Origin of the sequence: Pseudomonas sp. zfem001, from assembly GCF_032621725.1 — a bacterium.
Classification (GTDB): domain Bacteria; phylum Pseudomonadota; class Gammaproteobacteria; order Pseudomonadales; family Pseudomonadaceae; genus Aquipseudomonas; species Aquipseudomonas sediminis.
Genome location: NZ_JAVYJI010000002.1, coordinates 808,496 through 832,085 on the forward strand (window position 1 = coordinate 808,496; position 23,590 = coordinate 832,085).

At 62.8% G+C, this 23,590-nt stretch carries 22 protein-coding genes and 1 pseudogene; 14 read left to right on the forward strand and 9 right to left on the reverse strand.

Features of this window, described 5'->3' with window-relative positions:
• Positions 1–47 precede the first annotated feature (47 nt).
• The 7 genes and pseudogenes from RTH74_RS11805 to RTH74_RS11830 all read left to right on the forward strand — a co-directional run bounded on the left by RTH74_RS11805 (position 48) and on the right by RTH74_RS11830 (position 6,661).
• On the forward strand, positions 48–842 hold the full coding sequence (locus RTH74_RS11805) for a gamma-carboxygeranoyl-CoA hydratase (RefSeq protein WP_316914774.1): 795 nt from the start codon (positions 48–50) through the stop codon (positions 840–842).
• A gap of 2 nt (positions 843–844) precedes the next feature.
• Positions 845–2,773: an acetyl/propionyl/methylcrotonyl-CoA carboxylase subunit alpha gene (locus RTH74_RS11810; RefSeq protein WP_316914775.1), complete on the forward strand. Its 1,929-nt coding sequence runs from the start codon at positions 845–847 to the stop codon at positions 2,771–2,773.
• Between the two features lie 98 nt (positions 2,774–2,871).
• A complete protein-coding gene (locus RTH74_RS11815; protein WP_316914776.1) occupies positions 2,872–3,771 on the forward strand; it encodes a hydroxymethylglutaryl-CoA lyase in 900 nt (299 codons plus the stop codon).
• Positions 3,772–3,868: 97 nt separating this feature from the next.
• Positions 3,869–3,967, forward strand: a pseudogene (locus RTH74_RS24225) (hypothetical protein); the annotation flags it as partial.
• Positions 3,968–4,073: 106 nt separating this feature from the next.
• Positions 4,074–4,901, forward strand: coding sequence for an alpha/beta hydrolase (locus tag RTH74_RS11820; RefSeq protein WP_316914777.1), 828 nt, complete (start codon positions 4,074–4,076; stop codon positions 4,899–4,901).
• The gene (locus RTH74_RS11825) at positions 4,888–5,841 is read left to right on the forward strand and encodes a GGDEF domain-containing protein (protein WP_296235898.1); all 954 of its coding nucleotides are present in this window, start codon (positions 4,888–4,890) and stop codon (positions 5,839–5,841) included. Before RTH74_RS11820 ends, RTH74_RS11825 begins: the two co-directional genes overlap by 14 nt.
• A gap of 70 nt (positions 5,842–5,911) precedes the next feature.
• On the forward strand, positions 5,912–6,661 hold the full coding sequence (locus tag RTH74_RS11830) for a transporter substrate-binding domain-containing protein (RefSeq protein WP_316914778.1): 750 nt from the start codon (positions 5,912–5,914) through the stop codon (positions 6,659–6,661).
• Between the two features lie 3 nt (positions 6,662–6,664).
• Here the strand turns inward: RTH74_RS11830 and RTH74_RS11835 are convergent, their stop codons facing one another.
• Positions 6,665–7,885: a PilT/PilU family type 4a pilus ATPase gene (locus RTH74_RS11835; protein WP_177432777.1), complete on the reverse strand. Its 1,221-nt coding sequence runs from the start codon at positions 7,883–7,885 to the stop codon at positions 6,665–6,667.
• A 149-nt stretch (positions 7,886–8,034) separates the two neighbouring features.
• Here RTH74_RS11835 and RTH74_RS11840 point away from each other — a divergent pair, with 149 nt between their 5' ends.
• Positions 8,035–8,313: a peptidylprolyl isomerase gene (locus RTH74_RS11840; RefSeq protein WP_013715799.1), complete on the forward strand. Its 279-nt coding sequence runs from the start codon at positions 8,035–8,037 to the stop codon at positions 8,311–8,313.
• Between the two features lie 7 nt (positions 8,314–8,320).
• Here the strand turns inward: RTH74_RS11840 and RTH74_RS11845 are convergent, their stop codons facing one another.
• The 4 genes from RTH74_RS11845 to RTH74_RS11860 form a co-directional block, all read right to left on the reverse strand.
• On the reverse strand, positions 8,321–9,232 hold the full coding sequence (locus tag RTH74_RS11845) for a LysR family transcriptional regulator (RefSeq protein WP_041978882.1): 912 nt from the start codon (positions 9,230–9,232) through the stop codon (positions 8,321–8,323).
• A 68-nt stretch (positions 9,233–9,300) separates the two neighbouring features.
• Complete coding sequence (locus RTH74_RS11850; protein WP_125879916.1) at positions 9,301–9,780, reverse strand: DUF1348 family protein; 480 nt, start codon at positions 9,778–9,780, stop codon at positions 9,301–9,303.
• A gap of 9 nt (positions 9,781–9,789) precedes the next feature.
• On the reverse strand, positions 9,790–10,380 hold the full coding sequence (locus RTH74_RS11855) for a TetR/AcrR family transcriptional regulator (protein WP_316914779.1): 591 nt from the start codon (positions 10,378–10,380) through the stop codon (positions 9,790–9,792).
• A gap of 121 nt (positions 10,381–10,501) precedes the next feature.
• Complete coding sequence (locus tag RTH74_RS11860) at positions 10,502–11,059, reverse strand: carboxymuconolactone decarboxylase family protein (protein ID WP_316914780.1); 558 nt, start codon at positions 11,057–11,059, stop codon at positions 10,502–10,504.
• Positions 11,060–11,148: 89 nt separating this feature from the next.
• On the opposite strand from RTH74_RS11860, the gene RTH74_RS11865 reads away from it, so the two are divergent.
• From RTH74_RS11865 to RTH74_RS11875, 3 genes are all read left to right on the forward strand, one after another.
• Positions 11,149–11,463 carry a helix-turn-helix domain-containing protein gene (locus RTH74_RS11865; protein WP_316914781.1) on the forward strand — a complete coding sequence of 105 codons (315 nt, stop codon included), beginning with the start codon at positions 11,149–11,151 and terminating at the stop codon, positions 11,461–11,463.
• A 139-nt stretch (positions 11,464–11,602) separates the two neighbouring features.
• Positions 11,603–14,395: an autotransporter domain-containing protein gene (locus RTH74_RS11870; RefSeq protein ID WP_316914782.1), complete on the forward strand. Its 2,793-nt coding sequence runs from the start codon at positions 11,603–11,605 to the stop codon at positions 14,393–14,395.
• A 10-nt stretch (positions 14,396–14,405) separates the two neighbouring features.
• A complete protein-coding gene (locus tag RTH74_RS11875; protein ID WP_316914783.1) occupies positions 14,406–15,266 on the forward strand; it encodes an alpha/beta fold hydrolase in 861 nt (286 codons plus the stop codon).
• Here the strand turns inward: RTH74_RS11875 and RTH74_RS11880 are convergent, their stop codons facing one another.
• Complete coding sequence (locus RTH74_RS11880) at positions 15,267–16,199, reverse strand: LysR substrate-binding domain-containing protein (RefSeq protein WP_316914784.1); 933 nt, start codon at positions 16,197–16,199, stop codon at positions 15,267–15,269.
• A gap of 139 nt (positions 16,200–16,338) precedes the next feature.
• Here RTH74_RS11880 and RTH74_RS11885 point away from each other — a divergent pair, with 139 nt between their 5' ends.
• On the forward strand, positions 16,339–16,734 hold the full coding sequence (locus RTH74_RS11885) for a RidA family protein (protein WP_316914785.1): 396 nt from the start codon (positions 16,339–16,341) through the stop codon (positions 16,732–16,734).
• 56 nt (positions 16,735–16,790) lie between these two features.
• Here RTH74_RS11885 and RTH74_RS11890 read toward each other — a convergent pair whose 3' ends face one another.
• Together RTH74_RS11890 and RTH74_RS11895 are read right to left on the reverse strand one after the other, a co-directional pair.
• Entirely contained in the window at positions 16,791–19,244 is a 2,454-nt protein-coding gene (locus RTH74_RS11890; RefSeq protein WP_316914786.1) for a DUF2309 domain-containing protein, read from the reverse strand.
• Positions 19,241–20,776 carry an NADH-quinone oxidoreductase subunit L gene (locus tag RTH74_RS11895; protein WP_316914787.1) on the reverse strand — a complete coding sequence of 512 codons (1,536 nt, stop codon included), beginning with the start codon at positions 20,774–20,776 and terminating at the stop codon, positions 19,241–19,243. The genes RTH74_RS11890 and RTH74_RS11895 overlap by 4 nt, the downstream gene beginning before the upstream one ends.
• A 106-nt stretch (positions 20,777–20,882) precedes the next feature.
• On the opposite strand from RTH74_RS11895, the gene RTH74_RS11900 reads away from it, so the two are divergent.
• Together RTH74_RS11900 and RTH74_RS11905 are read left to right on the forward strand one after the other, a co-directional pair.
• Complete coding sequence (locus tag RTH74_RS11900; RefSeq protein ID WP_316914788.1) at positions 20,883–21,770, forward strand: LysR family transcriptional regulator; 888 nt, start codon at positions 20,883–20,885, stop codon at positions 21,768–21,770.
• Positions 21,771–21,774: 4 nt separating this feature from the next.
• Positions 21,775–22,599 (forward strand): ROK family protein, encoded by an 825-nt coding sequence (locus tag RTH74_RS11905; RefSeq protein ID WP_316914789.1) that lies wholly within the window; start codon positions 21,775–21,777, stop codon positions 22,597–22,599.
• Between the two features lie 40 nt (positions 22,600–22,639).
• Here the strand turns inward: RTH74_RS11905 and nfsB are convergent, their stop codons facing one another.
• Entirely contained in the window at positions 22,640–23,290 is a 651-nt protein-coding gene (gene nfsB, locus RTH74_RS11910; RefSeq protein ID WP_099524511.1) for an oxygen-insensitive NAD(P)H nitroreductase, read from the reverse strand.
• Positions 23,291–23,590 lie beyond the last annotated feature (300 nt).

Consider the following 23,590-nt stretch of genomic DNA (forward strand, 5'->3'; position numbering starts at 1 on the left):
CTAAAGCCCCTCCTACCAGAGCCAGCGCATATTTCGAGCCTGACACTATGACCAACTTCACCACCGTACAGCTTGAGAAAGATCCGCGCGGCTTCGCCACCCTGTGGCTGAACCGCGCGGAGAAGAACAACGCCTTCAACGCCGAGATGATCCGCGAGCTGATCCTCGCCCTCGACGCCGTGGGCGAAGACAAAAGCCTGCGTTTTCTCCTGCTGCGCGGCCGTGGCAAGCACTTCTCCGCTGGCGCCGACCTGGCCTGGATGCAGCACGCCGCCACCCTGGATTACAACGCCAACCTGAGCGACGCCCGCGAACTGGCCGAGCTGATGTACAACCTGCACGGCCTGAAGATCCCCACCCTGGCCGTCGTCCAGGGCGCGGCCTTCGGCGGCGCGGTGGGCCTGGCCAGTTGCTGCGACATGGCCATCGGCAGCGAGGACGCGCTGTTCTCGCTGTCCGAGGTACGCATCGGTCTGGCGCCAGCAGTGATCAGCCCCTTTGTCGTGCAGGCCATTGGCGAACGCGCGGCCAAGCGCTACGCACTCACCGCCGAACGCTTCGACGGCAAACGTGCCCGCGAACTGGGCCTGCTCGCCGAGTGCTTCCCAAGCGATGAGCTGGATGCCCAGGTAGAAGCCTGGATTGCCAACCTGCTGCACAACAGCCCGCAAGCCATGCGCGCCAGCAAGGACTTGCTGCGCGAAGTCGGCAGCGGCGAGCTGACCCCGGCCCTGCGCCGCTACACCGAGAACGCCATCGCCCGCCTGCGTGTCAGCGCCGAGGGCCAAGAAGGCCTGCGCGCATTCCTGGAAAAACGCCAGCCGTCCTGGCAGGAGCAATAACCATGATCGATACCCTGCTGGTCGCCAACCGCGGCGAAATCGCCTGCCGCGTGATGCGTACGGCCAAGGCCATGGGCATTCGCACTGTCGCCGTGCACAGCGCTATCGATGCCAATGCACGGCATGTGCGCGAGGCCAACATGGCGGTGAATCTCGGCGGCGCCAAACCCGGCGAAAGCTACCTGCTGATCGACGAGATCATCGCCGCCGCAAAAGCCAGCGGCGCGCAGGCCATCCACCCGGGCTATGGTTTTCTCTCGGAGAACGCCGGCTTCGCCCGCGCCATCGAGCAAGCCGGGCTGATCTTTCTCGGCCCGCCCGCCCCGGCCATCGACGCCATGGGCAGCAAGTCGGCGGCCAAATCGCTGATGGAGGCCGCTGGCGTGCCGCTGGTGCCCGGTTACCACGGCGACAAGCAGGATCTCGACACCTTCCGCGAAGCCGCCGCGCGCATCGGCTACCCGGTGCTGCTCAAGGCTGCCGCTGGCGGCGGTGGCAAGGGCATGAAGGTCGCCGAATCGGAAACGCAGCTCGCCGAGACGCTGGAATCGGCGCAGCGCGAAGCGCAATCCGCCTTCGGCGACTCGCGCATGCTGGTGGAAAAATACGTGCTCAAGCCGCGCCACGTGGAGATCCAGGTATTCGCCGACCAGCACGGCAACTGCCTGTACCTCAACGAACGCGATTGCTCGATCCAGCGTCGCCATCAGAAAGTGGTGGAAGAAGCGCCGGCACCGGGCCTGAGCCCCGAGCTGCGACGCGCCATGGGCGAAGCGGCGGTCAAGGCGGCGCAAGCCATCGGCTATGTCGGCGCCGGTACCGTGGAATTTCTGCTGGATGAGCGCGGCGACTTCTTCTTCATGGAGATGAACACCCGCCTGCAGGTCGAGCACCCGGTTACCGAAGCCATCACTGGCCTCGACCTTGTGGCCTGGCAGATTCGCGTCGCCCGTGGCGAGCCGCTGCCGATCAGCCAGCAGCAAGTACCGCTGAACGGCCATGCCATCGAAGTGCGGCTGTACGCCGAAGACCCGGATCACGATTTTCTCCCGGCCACCGGCACTCTGGCGCTTTACCGCGAGGCCGCCAATAGCGACGGCCGGCGTATCGACAGTGGCGTGGCCGAGGGCGACAGCGTTTCGCCCTTCTACGACCCGATGCTGGGCAAGCTGATCGCCTGGGGCGAGAACCGCGAACAGGCGCGCCTGCGCCTGCTCGCCATGCTCGACGACACTCTGGTCGGCGGCGTGAAGACCAACCTGGCGTTTCTGCGCCGTATCCTCGCCCACCCGGCGTTCGCTGCCGCTGAACTGGACACCGGTTTTATCCCGCGTCATCAGCAGCAGTTGCTGCCTGCGCCCAGCGAGTTGCCGGAAACCTTCTGGCAACTGGCGGCCGACGCCTGGGCACAGAGCGAAACACCCATGCAGCGAGCGGACGACAGCCATTCACCCTGGGCCGCCCACAGTGGTTGGCGTGCCGGCGGTGCAGCGGAAATCGAATTACACCTGAGTTGCCAGGGCGAGAGCCGCAAGGTGCGCGCAAGCAACCGGGCGTGCTTGCAAGGCGAAGAGCTGCTGGCCGACATCGACGGCACGCGCCAGCGTCTGCGCGCCATTCGTAAAGGCGAAACCCTCTACCTGCAATGGCAAGGCGAGCTTCACGCGATCACCCGCTTCGACCCAATTGCCGCTGCCGAAGCCAGCCATGCCCAGCAAGGCGGCCTCAGTGCACCGATGAACGGTAGCATTGTCCGCGTACTGGTCGAGCCCGGCCAGGCGGTCGAGGCCGGCACTGCCCTGGTGGTGCTGGAAGCGATGAAAATGGAGCACAGCATCCGCGCGCCAGAAGCCGGCACGGTCAAGGCGTTGTATTGCCGCGAAGGAGAAATGGTCAGCGAAGGTGCGGTGCTGGTGGAGCTGGAACCGTAGGGGCGATCAGCTTCAGCCCACCGTTTTAGCTCAGTCCTGCCGCAGGCGGTGCGCACAGCGCACCCTACGGCCAATCGCGACAAACATGAGGAAACCCGATGAACCTGCCCAAAACTGTACGCATGGTGGAAGTTGGCCCACGCGACGGCCTGCAGAACGAGAAGCAACCGATCAGCGTCGCCGACAAGGTACGTCTGGTCGACGACCTCACCGCCGCCGGCCTGAGCTATGTGGAAGTGGGCAGCTTCGTCTCGCCCAAATGGGTTCCGCAAATGGCTGGCTCCGCCGAAGTGTTCGCCGGCATCCAGCGTAAACCGGGCGTTACCTACGCCGCCCTGACGCCCAATCTGAAAGGCTTCGAGGCTGCACTGGAAGCCAAGGTCGAGGAAGTGGCAGTGTTCGCCGCCGCCAGCGAGGCCTTCTCGCAGAAGAACATCAATTGCTCCATCGGCGAAAGCCTGCAGCGCTTCGTACCGCTGATGGAGGCGGCCAAAGCCGCCAATGTGCGTGTACGCGGCTACGTTTCCTGCGTACTGGGCTGCCCCTACGATGGCGATATTGCGCCGGAACAGGTCGCCAGCGTCGCCCGCGAACTGTACGCAATGGGCTGCTATGAAGTGTCGCTGGGCGACACCATCGGCACCGGTACCGCCGGCAAAGCGCGCAATATGTTCGAAGTGGTTGGCCGCGATATCCCACGCGACAAGCTCGCTGGCCATTTCCATGACACCTACGGCCAGGCCCTGGCCAATATCTACGCCAGCCTGCTCGAAGGCATCAGCGTGTTCGACAGCTCGGTCGCAGGTTTAGGTGGCTGCCCCTATGCTAAGGGCGCCACCGGCAACGTCGCCAGCGAAGACGTGCTCTACCTGCTGCAGGGCCTGGGCATCGAAACCGGCGTGGACATGGACAAGCTGATCGCTGCCGGCCATCGCATCTGCGAGGTACTGGGCAAGGCCAATGGCTCGCGGGTAGCGCGGGCACGCCTAAGCCGATAGGCGCCGTAGAGTGGATGATGATTTTTTCGTCCACCGTTGCGAGGGGATTGGCCGGGTGCCATGCGCCAACACCACGCGGCCAAACAGGCCGGCGAAGATCGCCCACGATCAACCGGTGAAGAACACCGATATCCTTGCAAATCCAAAAACTCTAGAGATGTATCGCAGCCTGGCAGAGCTGCGAAACGAGCTGTAGCCATAAGCCACCAGCCAGAAAAAATCACTATACTGGCGCCATTTTTTCGTCTTCACAGCAGCTGAGTCCTGGCCAAGGCCGACTCGGCAAATGGCAAGGTGGCGGCATGAACATCATCCAGCGTAACAACGTTCAACGCTTGAAAACGGAAACAGCCGATGCCCCGACGCTCATCTACGGCCACGGCTTCGGTTGCAATCAGGATATGTGGAGCAAGGTCACGCCAGCCTTCCGCCAGCACTGGCACCAGGTACTGTTTGACTATGTCGGCAGCGGTCGCTCCGATGCCAACGCCTTTCACCCCGCCCGCTATGCCCAGCTTGAAGGATACGTGGACGACCTTCTGGAAGTGTGCGACGCGCTGGAACTCTCGGGTGATCTGACCTTCGTTGGCCACTCGATTAGTTGCAGCATCGGCATTCTTGCTGCCATCAGGCGCCCCACGCTGTTCTCCCGGCTGATTCTTCTCGGCCCTTCTCCCTGTTTTCTCAACGATCCGCCCGATTATCGGGGCGGGTTCGAACGCAGTGACCTGGAGGGGCTGCTGGATCTGATGGCTCATAACTATCTGGGCTGGGCCCAGCAATTCGCACCACTGGTATCAGCCGACGAGACTCCCGCAGTCACCCGGCAGCTCTCCGACAGCTTCTGCTCGACCGACCCAGTAATGGCCCATGCTTTCGCTCACGCCACCTTCTTCTCAGATATTCGTCCGGCGCTACAGTCGTGCCCGTCGCCCTGCCTGATCCTGCATCACCAGCATGACGCACTGGTTCCCACATCAGTGGCCGACTATCTGCAAAACGCACTTGCAGACAGCACCCTGGAAACGCTGGACATCAGTGGCCATTGCGCGCACATGAGCCATCCAGAGCTGGTGAGCGCCGCCATGCATCGCTACCTGCAGGGAGCACGCACACGTGTTCTATCTTGACCGCCTACCCGGCCCGGTACTGGTCACTGACTGCAACGGCCGAGTCAAGCACTCCAATTGCGATTTCAAGCGCCTGGCAGGTGCGGGCGCGGCCGAAGGCATGGACCAGTTCTTTCCGCCGCCCAGTCGCATCTTCCTGCAAACCCACGCCTGGCCCCTGCTGCTGCGCAACGGCGAGTTCAGTGAGCTTTACCTGCAACTGCGATCAGAAAACGGCCAGTCGATACCCGTCATGACCAACGCGCGCATCAGCGAAGTCGATGGCGCGCCGGAGGTCATCTGGCTGTTCTTCGTAGCCAAGGATCGCCAACGTTTCGAAGCAGAGCTGCTCAAGGCTCGTGAACAGGCGCAGGAAAGCGCAGCACAATTGGCCAAGGCCAACCTGGCGCTGCAGAGCGCCTATGCCCAGTTGGCCAACTACGCAGTTGAAATTCAGAGCGAAGCCGAGCAGCTTGCACAACTGAGTCATACCGATCCGCTCACTGCGCTGAGCAATCGTAGAGCGCTGTCAGTGCACGTCGAGCAGTGGATCGGCAGCGTCAGCGAGCTTACCTGGGGCAGCCTCCTGTTGATCGATATCGACCACTTCAAACAGATCAACGATCGCTTCGGCCACGCCGAGGGAGATCGAGTCCTGGTGGACATGGCGCAACATCTTCTGGTCAGCGTGCGCAGTGGCGACAGCGTGGTGCGCTACGGCGGCGAAGAGTTCGCAATATGGCTGCCCAACGCCGATCTCGATGAAGCCAGCGACATCGCCGGGCGCGTGCATGATCAGATCAAGGCGGTTGAGGTTGCCAACGAATCGGTCACGGTAAGCATCGGCATCGCCAGCCTCAAACCATGTGAACATTATCTCGAGAACCTGCTGGCGGCAGCCGACAAGGCCCTATATACCGCGAAAGCACAGGGAAGAAATCGCAGTATCCGGCATGAGTAACTGAGACACAGGGCGGGCCGGAATGCCCAGTCAGAAATGCCCTCTATACTTCTGCCACAGTGACAACAGGATGTTCGTCGTGCCCAAACCCTTGCGCCTGCTCGCGGCCTTGCTGATCGTCGGAACAACATCAGCCAACGAGCCTATCAAGCTGTACATGCCGGACGCGCCGCCGCTAACCCTGCATCACTACGTGGGCGGCCATGGCATGGTGGGAGATGTGGTGCTGACTGCACTGGCCAGAATCGGCAAGCTCACCCACATCGTCGCCGAGCCCTGGCCACGCGCTCAGATACGGGTCGCCAAGGGCAAGGACATGTTGATCATCCCGCTGTCGCGCACACCCGAACGCGAGAATATCTATACCTGGATTGCCCCGATCATGGAGTTGGAGCGCGCCTTCTTCAGCCTCGACGAGCCCGTCACCAGCTTCGCTCAGGCGCGTCAGCGCTACCGCCGCATCGGTGTTGGAATGGGAACGGCGCAGGTAGGCATCCTGCAACGCGAAGGCTTCAGCAACGAGCAAATCGTGCAACTAAAGCTGGGTGAAAACCCGGCTCATCTGCTCAGCCTTGGACGTATCGACGCCTGGTTCACCGGGATACCGGAGGCGCTGTATATCTGGGAAGCCTCGGCTTATCGCGAGCAGAATCTGCGCCAAAGCCCAATCCTGGCCAGCACCGGTCTGTATCTGGCCTGCTCGAGGGACTGCGATGCACAACTGGTCGAGCAGTTGCGCATCGCCATCAACCAACTGGAGCATGAAGGCGTCAGCCTTCTCTTGCGCCAGGCCTATCTCCCTCTGCAGCCCGACCCATAGTGCCTAGATCCCCTGCCGCCCCGGGTCCTCTGGCGGCTGCTCCTCTTCGATATCCTCGAGCGTCAATTCCAACCCCCAATCGCCTGGTGGGGTGACTTTGGCTGGCGCAACGGGCGCCGCCACCGACGCAGCGGCAGCAGGCGCAGGCCTGGCATTGGCAGGGTTGTCTCGATGCAGTTTGAGCTTCAAACGAACGTTGTTCGCCGAGTCGGCATTCTTCACCGCCTCCTCCTCATCGATTGCGCCTTCGTGCACCAGGTCGATCAGCGCCTGATCGAAGGTCTGCATGCCCAGGTTCTTGGATTTCTCCATGATTTCCTTCAGCTCGGAAAACTCGTTGCGCTTGATCAGGTCGCGCACCGTCGGCGTGCCCAGCATCACCTCCACCGCTGCGCGGCGCTTGCCATCGACGGTCTTGACCAGGCGCTGGGAAACGAATGCCTTGAGGTTGTTACCCAGGTCGTTGAGCAGCTGCGGGCGGCGGTCTTCCGGGAAGAAGTTGATAATGCGGTCCAGCGCCTGGTTGGCGTTATTGGCATGCAATGTGGAAATCGCCAGATGGCCGGTGTCGGCAAAGGCCAGGGCATGCTCCATGGTTTCGCGGTCGCGGATCTCACCGATCAGAATCACGTCCGGCGCCTGGCGCAGGGTGTTCTTCAATGCCGCATGGAAGCTGCGGGTGTCCACGCCCACCTCACGCTGGTTGATGATCGATTTCTTGTGCCGGTGCACGTACTCCACCGGGTCTTCGATGGTGATGATGTGGCCGCCGCTGTTGCGGTTGCGGTAGTCGATCAGTGCCGCCAAGGAGGTCGACTTGCCCGAGCCGGTGCCGCCAACGAACAACACCAGGCCGCGCTTTTCCATTACGGTGCTGAGCAGCACTTCCGGCAGTTTCAGGTCTTCGAAGCGAGGAATATCCAGCTTGATGTTGCGCGCGACGATGGACACCTCGTTGCGTTGCTTGAAGATGTTGATGCGAAAACGCCCGACGCCTGCCAGGGAAATCGCCAGGTTCATCTCCAGTTCTCGCTCGAACTCCTCGCGCTGCGCGCTATCCATGATCGAATCGGCAATGGCCGCCACATCGCCCGCCTTCATTGGCTCCTGGCTCAGCGCCTTGAGCACGCCGTTGAACTTGGCGCAAGGTGGCGCACCGGTGGACAGATACAGATCGGAGCCATCCTGACTGGACAGGATTTTCAGCATTGCGTGGAGATCCATGGCGGCGTTTTCCGTGGGCACGATTGAAATACCATAGGCCATGATTCGCCCGCATCGCGGATGACGCACAGCCCACAAAATTGACGCCATTCTGCTGGCGCAATGAATGCTGGCACAATAGCGCCCTGACAGATTTGAGGAACCCATCAATGGCAAAGGCAATGGCCCGCCACATCCTGGTCAAGACCGAAGCGGAAGCCGCCGCGCTGAAAAAGCGCATCGCTGCCGGCGAGGCCTTCGATGTGCTGGCGCGCAAGCATTCAACCTGCCCCTCCGGCAAGAAAGGCGGCGACCTCGGTGAAGTGCGTCCCGGGCAGATGGTGCGGGCGGTCGATCAGGTGATCTTCAAGAAGCCGCTGCGTGAAGTGCACGGCCCGGTGAAGACCCAGTTCGGCTATCACCTGATCCAGGTGTTCTACCGCGACTGAGTCGTGCTCAGGCGCCTGGCTCGCCCATGAATTCGACGATCTTGCTCCTGAGCCAGCGCTCGGCCGGGTCGTTGTCGGTTACCCCGCTCCAGACCATGGACAGATCCGAGTTGACCAGTTCGAATGGCGGGTCATCGGCGCGCAGACTGGTCCCGTCTATCAGCGCCGCAGCAGCGAAATCAGGTACGGTCGCGAGCATTTCCGTACCCGCGATGATCGAGCGCAAGCCACTGAACTGCGGTACAGCCAGCACCACGCGACGTGAGCGATCCAGGCGCGCCAGGTCGTTGTCGATGTTGCCACACAGATCGCCCGAGAACGACACCAGCGCGTGCGGCCGCGAGCAGTACTCATCCAGCGTCAATGCGCCGGGACGGTCATCGCCACGCAGCACCTTGACCTTCATTTCGCGTAACTTGCGCCGCTTCGCGTTGGCCGGCAGTTCGGTGGTGTAGCTGACGCCAACGGAGATTTCCCCCGAGGCCAGCATCGACGACATCAGCAGGAAATTGACCCGCCGCACCACGATCACCACCTCCGGCGCCTCTTCACGGATCTGGTTGAGCAAAGCCGGAAACAGGCCGAACTCGGCGTCATCGGACAGACCGATGCGGAAGGTGTCGCGATTGGTCGCCGGGTTGAACTCACGGGCACGGCTGACCGCGCCCGAGATGGTGTCCATCGCCGGCTGCAACTCCTTGAGAATCGCCAGTGCCCGCGCCGTCGGCTCGAAGCCACGACCATTGCGTACTAGCAACGGGTCGTCGAACAGGTCACGCAAACGGGCCAGCGCCGCACTGACTGCCGGCTGGCCGAGAAACAGCTTCTCGGCCGCCCGGGTCAGGTTCTTTTCGAACATCAGGGTTTCGAAGATCACCAGCAAATTCAGGTCGACGCGGCGCAGGTCGTTGCGATTCATCCAGAGGGCCTCGGGGCACAGGTTTATTGGCGCATTAAAGCAGCAACTCCCGTGCCCACATAGCCCGATCAGAGCCCCAGTTCGGAGAGGCCTGGATGATCGTCAGGACGACGCCCCTGAGGCCAGCGGAACTTGCGCTCGGACTCCAGGATCGGCAAGTCGTTGATGCAGGCATAACGGTTGATCATCAGGCCGTCGGCACCAAACTCCCAGTTCTCGTTGCCGTAGGAGCGAAACCAGTTGCCCGAGTCATCACGCCATTCGTAGGCATAGCGCACGGCGATGCGATTGTCGGTGAATGCCCAGAGTTCCTTGATCAGACGGTACTCCAACTCCTTGGCCCATTTGCGCTCGAGAAACGCCCGCGCCTGATCGCGGCCATTGGCGAACTCCACGCGGTTGCGCCAGCGCGTATCAAGGCTATAGGCCAGCGCGACCTTGGCGGCATCACGGCTGTTCCAGCCGTCCTCGGCCAGGCGGACTTTCTCGATGGCACTCTCGCGAGTGAACGGCGGCAGCGGCGGACGAACCTCGGTATTTGACGACATGACGGCACCTCAGGCTTGCAGGGAGTTGAGCCCATCGCTGGGCGACAGGGATTGCAGAAGCAATTGCGCAGTACGGCCGGCGCTGTCGGCAGCATCCGCCTGGCCGGTAACCATGGCGACGGCGGTAGCGCCATCGATCAGCAGGAGAAACTGCCTGGCCATTTCCTCGGGCTCGGCAAAGCCGCCAGCCGTGGTCAGCTCGTTCAGATAGGCCAACAGGCGCTGTTTATGCAGCAGCGCCACAGCACGGATCTCGCTGTCGAGATCACCGATCTCGCCTGCCGCATTGATAAAGGCGCAGCCATGGAAATCCGCCGCCGAAAACCAGAAGCGCAGAAGCGGAAACACCGCCAACAGGCGCTCGCTTGGCGAGCCGGCGGAAGTACCCGCGATGAACCACTGCATCCAGCGCTCATCACGCGCGCGCAGCGCAGCGGCAACCAATGCTTCCTTGGTGGAATAGAGGCGGTAGATGCTTTTGCGCGCCACTCCGGATGCCTTGACGATGGCGTCCATCCCTGTGGCGTTGATACCCCCGGCATAGACCAGGCTTTCGGTGGCTTGTAGCAAGCGCTGCTGGATTGAGACGTCTTCGAGCATGGTTCAAACTAAAGAGAATGATCGTTCTCGATAAAGTGGAACGATCATTCTCAAGAGTCAAGCAAATGCATGAAACTCAGGCTAAGTCTCTCGACGAAATGTTGACTGACACCAAACTACGTTAGCTGCGAAGGAGGTACTCATTGAATCTCGCCGCCCCCTGCTCCACTGGCAGATCAAGCCCGTTGGCAAGGTAGGCGACCGTCCGATAAAAGCCTGCCAGCATAAATATCTCCAGAACCTGCTCGTCATCGAAATGCACACGCAGGCGAGCGAACTCCTCATCGCTCAAAGTCGCTCGCTCGTGCAGCGCATCGACGGTAGTCAGTAGTGCGGCCTCCTCAAGCGACCACACTTCAGGGCGCAGGGGCCTGTCCAGAGTGGCTCTCACTTCCTCCCGGCTCAAGCCAGCCGCTTTGCCGAACGTCGTTACATGCACACCCCACTCGTACTCGCACCCGGTCAATGCGCAGCATCTGTCGATGACCAGCTCACGCTGACGTAGCGTCAGCAGCTTGCCGTCCAACAGAGCGCCCGCAGTGAACTTGTTCCATGCGCGTCTACTCCTCGCCAGGGTTGTGAATAGCAGCAGTGGCGGCACACCTGCACCCATGACTCTGTCGAAAGAAGACTGGATTTCCTCGGTATAAGGCTTGTTCAGTGCTGCAATTCTGGTCATGCTCATTCTCCGCTATCGAATATGTAGCAAAAGTATCGCTACAGAATATGTAGCAAACAAGAGCAATAAATAGGGGTGATAAGCGCAGCATGACTTCATCGATTCTCAGCGGGCGCCGCCCGATCATGGCGCTGCTCGATCTGCTCGGGCAGAAATGGGCGCTGCGCATTCTCTGGGAACTACGCGATGGCGCACTCAGCTCCAGGGCGCTGCGAAGTGCATCGGGGGATATATCGCCAACGGTACTGCAGAGTCGAATCAACGAGTTACGCGCCGCAGGTCTGATCGAGTCAGGCGATAAGGGCTATGCACTCACACCTCTGGGGACGGAACTGACGAAAACCTTCCTGCCGCTCTATCGCTTCGCCGATAAGTGGGCAAATCAGCTGCAAGAGATTCCGTAACGGTAGAGCGCAAGTTCGTTACGGCGATGCGAGTCAACGACCAGGCTGGAGCGAACATTGATGACAAAAGGCGTGGCCTCCTTCACTATCCGCTGGCAATTTGCCTCCAACACCATAACAACAGCTAATGGACGCCATCATGCAGCGCCCCGACCGTCGCCACTTCCCGCTCCGTCGTCTTTCCCTCCAGATCGCCCAGGCATCGCTTCTGCTGAGCACCGGCGCGGCAATGGCGGCAACCAACTGCAGCACGTCGGGCAATGTCTCCTCGATACAATGCACCGCCACCGACATCCAGATGGTGGGGGGCACGGGTAGCTCGTCGCTCACCGTGACGGATACCACGGCGAACTCGGTCGCGGTGTTGAGTTCGCCCTACGACAGTGGCCCGTTCACCCAGAACCTGACCATCGACGGCACCACGGTGCTGAACCGCAGTGATTATCCAGCGGTGTACATGTATTCCAGTCAGCCCGGCTGGGATGCCAATCTGCAGATCGGCTCGGGGGTTAGCATCACCTCCGCAGGCCCGTTCGGCGCGGTCTGGCTACGCTCGGAAAGCAACGACACGAGCACCAGCAACACCATCGTGGTGGACAGCGCCGCCAGCATATCGAGCTTCGGCGCCAGTTCCGACGGCATCACCGCCACCTCCAACAATGGCGCCGTCTCGCTGACCAACCGTGGCAGCGTAACCGTAGCCGGCGGACGTGGCCTGTACGCCGACGGTGGCTCGGCCAGTCTGACGCCGGTCAGCGTCAGCATCACCAACCTGGGCTCGGTTCATGCTTATCAGGCCGGTGCACGTGCGATCGACTATAACGGCACAGCGGTGATCGATAACCGTGGCACTGTCCGTTCGACCACTCGCCAGGGTCTGATCGCCTGGTCCGCCAATGGCGGTGCCCAGATCAGCAACAGCGGCACCGTGGTTGCCGATCATTACGATGCGGTTGTGGCGGCCGGTACCGGCGGCAACGTAACGGTCACCAACAGCGGCAGCATCACCGCCAACCGCAACCTCAACCTCAGCCAGGTCAGCCCGGACTTTCACGGCATCAGCGCCTATAGCGATGGCATCGGCAACGTGACCACCACCAACACCGCCAGTGGTGTCATCAATGCTGCGTGGGACGCTGGCATGGCGGGCGCCAGCGCCCAAGGCACGATCAGCATGCTCAACGCCGGGCGGATCAACGCCCTTACCGGCCTGCTCGCCGAATCCAGCAGCGGAATGGTCAGTGTCACCAACACGGGTACGCTGAATACCAGCGGCACCGGTATCCAGGTCAATTCGGCCAGTTCGGGCGAGGTCGTCAACAGCGGCACGCTCGTCTCAGCCAGTACAGCGTTCCTGGTGGGTTACGGCGTAGCCGTGGATGTCGAAAACAGCGCTGGCGGGCTGGCCATCGGCAACCTGCAACTGGGTAACCTGGCCAATTTCCTCAACAGCGGCGACCTAGTGTTGAAACAGGGCGCCAGCCTGAGCAATTACACCACGGGCGGATCGGTGGTAAGCAGCAGCGTCGGCGGCAACTTCACCCAAAGCGCCAGCGGCTCGTTGAACATCGCAGCGGCCAGCGTGGCCAGTTACAGCACCCTGGCGGTCGGCGGTACGGCGAACCTGGGCGGCACCCTCAAGGTCGACGTCAAGTCCAGCTACACGGGAGGCGACCTGACCGATGTGATCACCGCTACCGGCGGCCTGACCGATAGTGGCCTGCGCGTGACCGACAACTCCCTGCGCTATGCCTTCTCCACGCTGTTCCGTGCCAACGGCATGGATCTGGTGGTGCGCGATACCGGCATGAGCACCATCAGCAGCGCCGTTTCACCCCAAGCGCCCGGCGCATTGGGGGCCGCCGCCGTGTGGGACGACCTGCTGGTCAATGGCACCGGCTCCGCCGAACTCAACCAGGCGCTGCAGGAAATCGTCGCCAGCGAGGATGCCGGCGAGGTCACCAGCAAGGTGCAGCAAACCCTACCACTGCTGACGGGCAACTCGATCAACCTGGCCAACAACACCCTGGGCAGCGTCAACTCGGTGATCCAGTCGCGTGTCGACGCAACACGCGGCCTGTCATCGGGCGATGATTTCCTGGGTGAGCGGCATTTGTGGATGAAACCTTTCACTACCCGTTCGCGCCAGGACAACCGCAGTGGCGTGGTCGGCTACAGCGCCGAGACCCATGGCTTCGTGATCGGCGCCGATGCCAGCGTCTCTCCCGATACCGATCTGGGCCTGGCGCTCGCCTATGCCAAGACCGACGTCTCGAGCAACTCAGCCGGGCCGAAACAGAGTGCGGACATCGACACCTATCAGCTCATCTTCTACGGCCGTCATGCCCTAGACGCCAGCAGCGACCTGCTGTTCCAACTCGATACAGGCAAGATGCGCAGCGATGGCAAGCGCCAGATCGATCTCGTCGGTCTGAACGCCGAGTCCAGCTACGACAGCAAGACCGCCCATGCCGGAATCGGCGTGGATCGACGCTTCCAGTTGGGCGAGCGCACCATCTTCAAACCGTCGCTTCACCTCGACTACACCTGGGTCGAAGATGAGGCCTATCGCGAGAAAGGTGCCGGTGGTCTCAGCCTCCAGGTGAAGTCGCGCAGCACCGATGCGCTGGTGCTGGGCCTAGACGGCCTGCTGACCCACGACCTCACCGAGCAGCTCACCGCCACCGCCAACCTCGGCGCCGGCTACGACTTCTACAACCGCGACACCGCCATCATCGCCGCCTACGCAGGCGCTCCGGATGCTGCCTTTGTCACCGAAGGCAGCAATCAGTCGGCCTGGTCGCAGCATGCCGGCGCCGGGCTGATCTACACCACTGCCAACGGCACCGAAATCACTGGTCGTTATGACGCCCAGCACCGCGAGGGCTTCCTCAGCCAGACTGCCTCGGTGCAACTGCGCTGGATGTTCTAACGAGCGCGTCATGATTCGTCCCGTCCGTCTGGCAGGCATGGCGCTGCTCACCTTACTGGTGGGTTGCGCCACGCTGCCAACCCCCGAGGATCGCGCGCACAACGCCGACAGGCTGGCAGCGGAGCGTGGTTGGGCGGCGCAAACTCTCGAAGTGGCGCCGTTTCAACTGCGCGCCTACCTGCCAAAGGCGGCTGCTGCCGACACCCTGGTGATCTATCTGGAAGGTGACGGCTTCGCCTGGCTCACCTCGACCCGCCCCTCGACCGATCCCACGCCCCTGACGCCTGTCGCCTTGCAACTGGCACTGGCCCAACCCAGCGGCGCGGCGGCCTACCTTGCCCGGCCCTGCCAGTTCATCGCGACTCAGCCGGCCTGCTCGCGGGACTACTGGACGGACGCGCGCTTCGCACCAGAGGTGGTGAGCAGCCTCGATCAGGCCGCAGATCAGTTGAAGACACGCGTCGGTGCGCAGCAACTGATCCTGGTGGGCTACTCCGGGGGGGGGGCCCTCGCCCTACTTTTGGCGGCTCGACGTGACGATGTGGCGCGTGTCGTCACCGTGGCCGGGAATCTCGATCCACAGGCCTGGACGACGCATCACCGCCTGCAACCGCTGAAGCGTTCGCTGAATCCAGCAGACCAGCGCCTGGCATTAGCCGGCAAGCGCCAGCAGCATCTGGTCGGTGGTCGCGACCGCATCGTGCCTGCCGTCCTGGCCAGCGCCTTCAATGACGCTTACCCGCCTGACACGCCCTCGCGCGTTTACCTGCTGCCCGAGCATGACCACGCCTGCTGCTGGGCGCGCGATTGGCCGAGCCTCTGGCTTAAGCTGCGGCAGGATGCGCAGGCAAGCATGCGAGATCAGCGGTGATCAACCGCGCAGCGTGAGCGGCCCCAACACCGGTGCATGCTCAGCCATCAACTCCACCACCCAATCGATGAACACCCGCAGCTTGGCGCTGACGTGCCGGTTCGGTGGAAAGGCCAGGTACATTGGCATCGGTTTCATCTGCCAGTCCTCGAACAGGCGCACCAGCTCGCCGCTGGCCAGGTGTGGTTTGGCCATGTAGTGCGGTAACCAGAGCATCCCTAAACCTGCCAACCCTGCGGCCAGGTAGGCATTACCATCGTCTACGATCAACAGCGGACGGCCCTGGGCTTCGATTCGCTCCTCGTCGCGCCACATGGCATAGGGCAAGGCCTTGCCAGTGCGCGACCAGAGAAAACCCACCGTATGATGACCAGCCGCCTCCAGCTCGCGCGGATGTGTCGGCGTGCCGGCGCGCTGCAGGTAGCCCGGCGTGGCGTAGATACCTAGTTGCAGATCGCCAACATGGCGCGCGATCAGCGACTGATCGGTGATCTCGCCGCCGCGCACCACGCAGTCGACGTTTTCGCCGATGATGTCGATGATTCGGTCGCTCACGCCCAGAGTCAGCTGGATTTCCGGATAACGCGCATAGAACCCCGGCAAGGCCGGGATCAGCAGCATGCGCGCGAACGGGCTGGACACATCCACTCGCAAACGACCCCGTGGCGCCAGCGCCGCACTGGACAAACTGGTCTCGGCGTCGTCGACATCAGCCAGCAAACGCACCACACGCTCGTAGTAGGCCGCACCATCGGCGGTGACGTTAACCTTGCGCGTAGTGCGGTTGAGCAGGCGCACCCGCAGCCGCGCCTCCAGTTGCTGCACGAGCTGGGTCACGCTGGTCTTGCTCATGTGCAGGGTCGCAGCCGCCTTGGTGAAACTGCCGGTTTCCACCACCCGGGCGAAGGCCTGCATCGCATCGAAACGATCCATCTCACGTCTCTCTCAGCCATTGATTGTTTGGATTCTACAAATAGTCATGACCAGAGTTGCTGGTTTATCCAGCCCGGTGGTGTTTTTAAAGTGGCTTCATCGTTCACAACGGGCCGCAGTGGCCCCAATGGAGTCAACCATGAGTAGCAAACGTGATGTGGTTTTCCCGGCCGACCGCCATGACCTGTACGAACTTCATCGCTATTCGCCAGCGATTCGTTCCAATGGTTTTCTGTTCGTATCCGGCCAGGTCGGCAGCCGCAAGGACGGCTCGCCCGAGCCTGATCTGAAGGAACAGGTGCGCCTGGCCTTCGCCAACCTCAATGCGATCCTCGCGGAGGCTGGCAGCAGCTTCGAAGACGTGGTCGACACCACCATTTTCATGGTCGATCCGCACACAGAATTCGAGACCATCTGGGAAGTGGCAGCCGATTACTGGGGCGAAGCACCCTACCCGACCGTGACCGCTATCGGTGTCACCTGGCTGTCCGGCTTCGACTTCGAAATCAAGGTGATCGCCAAGCTGCCGCAGTGAATGTGGGCCGTACCGCTCTGCGCAGAGCGGCACGGCCCGGTGGGCGCAGATCCGGCTCAAGGCGCGAGCAACGGCCGCCAGCCATCGCCGTCGCGAATCTGTAATGGCGTGCCGGGATGATCGTCCAGCCTCAGCAGATACAGCCAGCCATTTTCGACCAGCTCGCGCACCACCTGATGGCTGGCGAGCACCTGATCGATCATCGAGCGCGGCGCAGTGATGATCACGCTCAGACGCAGCGGCCGATGCAACCAGCGCTGACCATCATGCAGCGACTGGCGCGCCAGGCCGATGCGCAGGTCGCCACCGTTGCCCTCGAATACCCCGATGTTGCCACCCACCACGTTGTGCAGCACCTTGTTGCCACTGCCGAAGCGCTGGTTGTCGGTGGTCGAGGTCAGGTACTGCAGGTTGATCCAGTGCGCTACCACCATCGGTGCGGTCATGATCAACTCCAGCACCTTGCCACCCACGTCCTGCCGCCAGTCATAGTCATGCAGGAAGGCACGCCCCTGCAGGTCGAGGCCGCGGCTACGCGCGCGGGGCGCCGCGATGAAAGCGGCATTGCCAGCCAGCCCCCACTCCGGCCGTGTCTGCGCCCAGTCATCGGCACGCCGGCGCAGGGTAGCCAGGAGACGCTCCGGTTTATCACGGATAGCCCCTAGCCCAAGTCGCGCCGCACGTTCCTCACGCACCCGCCCGGCTGCAGCGTCCAGCGCCTGGCGCAGCCGCTGCCAGCCTGGCACGAGATCAGGCGGCAAGGCGTCACTGGCGAAGACGCGGACTTCGTCGGTGGTGGTGTTGTGCAGGCCCGACAGCACGTGGCAGTTCATCGGCAGCTCGATCCCCTGCTCGACCAGGCCCCGGCGCACCGCCGAATCGTTGAGTAGCTGGGCCAACACGCGGGCGTTGACCTCGCCGCTCTGGCCGCAACAGGCCCCGCAATCCAGCCCGGCAGCCTGTGGGTTGTTGGCGCTCTGACTGCCATGGCCAAGCAGCAGGAGCAACGGCGGAAAGTCCCGCGTCAGACCCATAGCCCGCAGAATACGAGCCGCCAGTTGTACCCGCTGATCATTGCCAAGTGGCTTCAGAACCGGGCTGAGACGTTGCCACTCACCGGTTTTCAGTCCCGCGCGCTCGGCCGGCGCCAGGCCACGTAGCCACCCCCCCGTGCGCCCGAGCAATGAACCGGCGTAACCCAGGCCAAGCGACTCGACCAGGGCAAAGCCCGATGCCGGCAAACGCTCGAACAGGCGCCAGCGCCCCTGCCGCGCCAACCGTGCCTGGCGCCGCCCGGCCAGCCGAGCGTCGCAGGCCTCGTCACCGCAGCTGTCGCCGGCGCTCAGTTGCGGCGCCAGGAGTCCCGGCAACTGCGGACGGCTGGCTGTCGTGCCGAGCGGCATATAAGTGATCGGCAGACCGAAGAAACCGGCAAAACCACCGGTCTGCACCTGCGGGCAGACTGCTTCAAGGGCGCGGCGCAGCGGCTCGGAGCGCACGTCGATGCAGAAGTACACCTTGGCCAGCGTTGGCTGCGCTGTAACGCTCTGTGCCTGGGCAGACTGCAGAAGCTGCTGCAGGTGCTCTTGCCAGGCCAGCTCTTCGGCGCGCTGCCACAGTTGCAGCGCCTGCCAGGCATGCGACGGCCGACTGCTGCGCCCCGCCTGCCAGGCCTCGCGCCAGGCACTCCAGCGACTGCCTGAACCACGCCGGCGATCATCCACCAGCCACTCCCAGGCCGCGCGAATGGCCAACAAATCCAGCAGCGTGTCATCGTCGCTGCCAGCCTGACGCGCCAGCCAGCGCCGATAGGCGCACCAGGAGGCCCAGCCCAGGCTGCGCAACAGCAGACAATCGAACCATTCTTCCAGCTCGTCGGCTTTCAGCCCCAGGCGTTGTACGGCAGCTTCAAGCGCCGCCCGCGGCTGCAACGGCAACTCGGCGATACGTGCGCCCAACTCGCGACAGGCGCTAAGCACGCTGAGGCCACGATCGTCCTGCATGGCCTGGCGCCAGGCCTGATACAGCCCGCCCTGGCGATCGGCATGCCAGTCGGCCTGGCACTCGTCGAACCAGGCAGCGCAGCACTGGCCGACCTGCTGGGTGATCAAGGTCGGCCAGCCCGGCAAGGCGATCTCGGCATCGGCCATATCCTCCAGCAACGACAGACCGGATACCTCCTGTTGTGCAGCCGGCAGAGCCTGCAGCAGATCAGGTACCGTCCAGCCGTGCGCATTGCCCTTCAAGACATGCTGCAAGTGGCGCTCGCCGATCTGCCCGTCGGCCCAGGCCTGGCGGTAGTCGTCAGCCGCTAGCGTCAATCGGCTGCCGACACGCAGCCAGAGCTGCTCGGCCACTTCAGCCCAAGGCTGCTGGCGCCGCTCCCACAGCGGGCTGACGGCGATCATGCGATCCAATGGCCAGGTCGGCGCGATACGCTCACAAGCTCGCGCCGCGGCGGCGTGGAGGACGTCACGGTCGATAGTGACGAAATGTTCGATGGCGGTCATAGGCGCTCTCCGGTGATGGCTTGGTTGGCGGGCAGTGGGCGTACCGGCCACAGGCGGAAGGTCAGACGAGTGAAATGTTCATCGAGGAAGAAACCGGCGAATGCCGCCGGATACAGGCGCCGCGCCAGCAGGCCCTGAGGCCGCGCGACGATCCACGCCTGCAACAGATAGAGCCCAAGGAACAGCGCCAGGGCCAGCAAGCTCAGATACAGTGGCGCCGAGGCGAACGCCGCGCCGGATGCAAGAATCCAGCTGGCTGCCAGGTGCCACAGCAGATACAGCCCCAGCAACGCAGCCAGCATCAGCGCAGCGTAAACCGGCTGACTGCGCCGCAGGCACCAGGGCGCAAGCCCCACCGCAAGAATGACCAGGGCCTCCAACGGCAGCGGATGCATCGGTACCTGGTGCCGCCAGAGCTGATCGAGCAGCGCCACGGCCAGCCCCGCAAGCGCCAGCCCCAGCAACAGCGAGAGCAATCCCGGTGCCGGCCGCTGCGGTTGCAACGCCTGATGACGCACCTGCAACACCCTCTCCCCGGAGGTGAGAAAGGCATGTGCCTTGTACAGCGAGTGGGCCAACAGGTGCACCAGTGCCAATTCATAGAGGCCCAGGCCGCATTCGAGCAGCATGAAACCCATCTGCGCGCAGGTCGACCAGGCCAGGCGCACCTTGATACTCATACGCGTCATCATCACCAGCGCCGCGAGCACGGCAGTCAGGCCGCCCACCACCACCAGCAGCGTCTGGGCAACTGGGGCGGCCGACAGCAAGGGCGCGAAACGCAGCAGGACGAAACCGCCCAGGTTGACCAGCCCGGCATGCAGCAGCGCCGACACCGGCGTCGGCGCCTCCATCACCTGGATCAGCCAGCCATGTACCGGCAACTGCGCGGACTTGAGGATTACCGCCAACACCAGCAGCACCGCCGCCAGGTGCAGATCCCAGCCAAGGGCGCCGCCGTCGAGGCGCACCGCCACCTGATCGAGAATCTGCGCAAGTTCGCTGCTGCCAGCCGCTCGCACCAGCAGCACGCTGGCCAGCAGCAGACAGACATCGGCCAGGCGGCTGGCGAGAAATTTCTTGTGCGCCACCACCAGTGCCATGGGGCGGTCGCGATAGAAGGTCAGCAGCTGGTGCAGGCACAGGCTGGAGACGATCCAGGCAGCCACCAGCCCGTACAAATCGCGACTGGTCACCACCATGGCTACCGCCGCCAGGGTGCCGAGCAACGCCAGCAGATAACGACGCTGACCGGGCTCACCCTGCAGGTAACGCGCGGAAAACTCGACGATTACCAGAGCCAGCAGGCTGATCAGGGTGGCCATGGCCAGCCCCAGGCGGTCGGCCGGCTGATCGTCGAGGCCAGCCTGCGCCAGCGCGGCCAGCACCAGAGCCAAACCGCCGATTCCAGCCAGGCGCCCTGGCCACCAGAGGCTGGCCGCCATGCGGGTCGGCCACCAGGCCACCGGCAGCAGTGCCAGGGCGTACAGCCAGGGCAGCCAGGTGGCCAATTGAGAAGACAGAGGCAGCATGAACGATCTCCAGAGATAGGCGCGTGATGGCACTAGTCTCCTGGAGCGCTATATTTATTTAAAATAGATTGATAAGAATCAAACATTCTTCTTTTGAGAACCAAGCATGCGACGGCTCAACTTCCATCACCTGCACTACTTCTGGGCTGTGGCCAAGGAAGGCAATTTGACCCGCGCAGCCCAGTCGCTGCACGTCGCCCAGTCGGCGCTCTCGACGCAGATTCGCGCGCTCGAAGAGCAACTTGGTCATGCCTTGTTCATCCGCTCCGGGCGCAATCTGCTGCTCACCGAAGCAGGACAGCTGGTGCTGGATTACGCCGACAGTATCTTCGCCCTCGGCAGCGAACTGCAGATGACCCTGCAGGGCGCGCTGCAGGCCAACCGGCAACTGCGCATCGGCGCCGTGGCCACGCTGTCGCGTAATTTTCAGGAGAACCTGCTGCGGCCCTTTCTCGGCCGCGCTGAGCTGCGCATCGCCCTGGAATCCGGCAGCCTCGGAGAGTTGCTGGAGCGCCTTGCGCTGCACAATCTCGACGTGGTGCTGACCAATCAGGCGGTCAGCAGCGATTCCCAACGCTCGTGGCGCTGCCGCCTGCTGGACAGGCAGAGCGTGTGCCTGGTGGGTCTGCCGCGCGCAGGCAGTTTCGATCTACGACGCGATCTGCAAGGGGCGCGTCTGATAGTTCCGGGACGCAGCAGCGATATTCGCAGTCAGTTCGAACTGTTCTGCGACAGCCAGGGTCTGCAGCCGGACATTTGCGCCGAGGTCGACGACATGGCCATGCTGCGCCTGCTGGCAAGAGACTCCGGCGACATGGCGCTGCTACCGGCGGTGGTGGTGCAGGACGAACTGCAATCGGGCGTGCTGCAGCTGTACGCCGAGATTCCCGAGATCGCCGAGCAGTTCTTCGCCATCACCCTGCAACGCCAGTTTACGCTGGATGTACTGGACGAACTGCTCGGTCAGCCCCAACCCCCTTCAACCGGAGATTGAAGCCATGCAACCCCCAACGCTCGGCATAGACCTGGGTGGTACCAAGCTGTTGATGGTCGCCGCCGATCATGAATCACGTGTGGTAACCGGGCCTCGCTTCACCCCACAGCAGCTGCACCAGCACCTTGTGGAGTTCATGACGCAGCATGGAATTGAACGCGCCAACATCGGCATTGCCGTCCCTGGGCTGGTCGACGCCAGTCAACGCCTAGTGGCTTGCGACGTATTGCCCCATTTCACCGGGTGGCGGCCGCAGACCGAGTTGGCTGCTGTTGCTCAACGGGTCACGGTACTTAATGATGTCAAGGCAGCCTTGGGCGAGGAGTTCCACGACGCCCCCGCCAGCCTTACTGCCGTCATGATCATGGTCGGTACGGCAATCGGTGCAGGCATCCTTGCTGATGGGCGTCCACTGCGCGGTTGCAGTGGTTGGGCTGGAGAATTGGGATACATCCCAGTGCTGGACGCTGACGGCCAGTTGCGGCGCCTCGATGAACGGGCGGGAGGCGCAGCAATCGCCACATACTGCAACATGCCCGCTGACGAGTTGGCTCGGCTGGCACAGGCTGGCGACGCGTGGGTGCTGGCGAGCATCGCCGATGCCGGTCAGGCCTTTGGCTTGGGCCTGGCCACAGTCATCAACCTGATAAACCCTTCGGTGATCGCTCTGGGTGGAGGTACGCTGGCACTGCCTGGCTATTTAGATGCGGCCCTTGCTAGCGCACAAAAGGCCTCGATTGCAACGCTCTGGCGGGCCTGCGAAATCCGCATGGTGCGCACCGGCCACAAGGTAGTGGCCCTCGGTGCAGCGCGCGCTGCGAGCGATTGAGCGGCGCTGGAACCGGTATCCAGCGCCATGCACTTTATGCTTAGAGATGCGTGAAGACGCGCTCGGCTGGCAGACGCGACTTCGGCAGCGCGGCATTGAAATCGCTGTCGCTGTGATACCCCAGCGCCACCGCGACCATGCTGCTCAGCCCCTGAGCGGCCAGCCCCAGTTCCTCATCCAGCGCCTCGCGGTCGATGCCCTCCATCGGCGTAGCGTCCACACCTTTGGCCGCAGCGCCCAGGAGCAAGGTGCCGAGCGCCAGATAAGCCTGTTTCTCCGCCCAGTGTGGGATATCGCCCAGGCCGCGGTGCAGCTCGACATAGCTGCTGCGGGTGTTGTGCTGAGTGGTGCGCGCCGCGTCATCGCGGAAGCGGCCATCATCGGCTTCCTGCTGCAGCACATCGGCCAGATGGGCATCGTCGAGGTCGCGGCGGGCGCAGATCAGGATCACGTGCGAGGCGTTGAGGATCTTCGGCTGGTTGTAGGCGAAGCCGCCCTGAGCGCCCTTGGCCAGGCGCGCCTTGCCTTCGGCAGTGCTCGCCACGACGAAGTGCCAGGGCTGCGAATTGACCGAAGACGGCGACAGACGCAGCAACTCCAGCAGCTCATCGATGGTCGCCTGATCCACCTGGCGGCTCGCATCGTAAGCCTTGGTGGTGTAACGCTGACGCGCGAAAGAAACGGGGCTCATGAACACACTCCTGATCGATGGATGACGCAAAATGGACGCCAGTCTGCAGCATGCCTGTGCATGAAAAAAGCAGGCAATGCCGCTAGGAGTTTCAAATAAAAAATGAAAATACTGGCAGGTGCCGGCGTTCGACCTGCCGGAAGGCAGCTCCCTGCTGACTTCGCCCTCGCTTTGCTACCGGCAGGCCTTCCGTGCTGGGCCAAGCCAACGAACTAGCCACCCCAAGCATCGCCCTAGTCCCCCAATGTCACGACATCGAGCGTTACGCAGAGGCGCTTGAGCAAGCGGGCTCCTTACTGT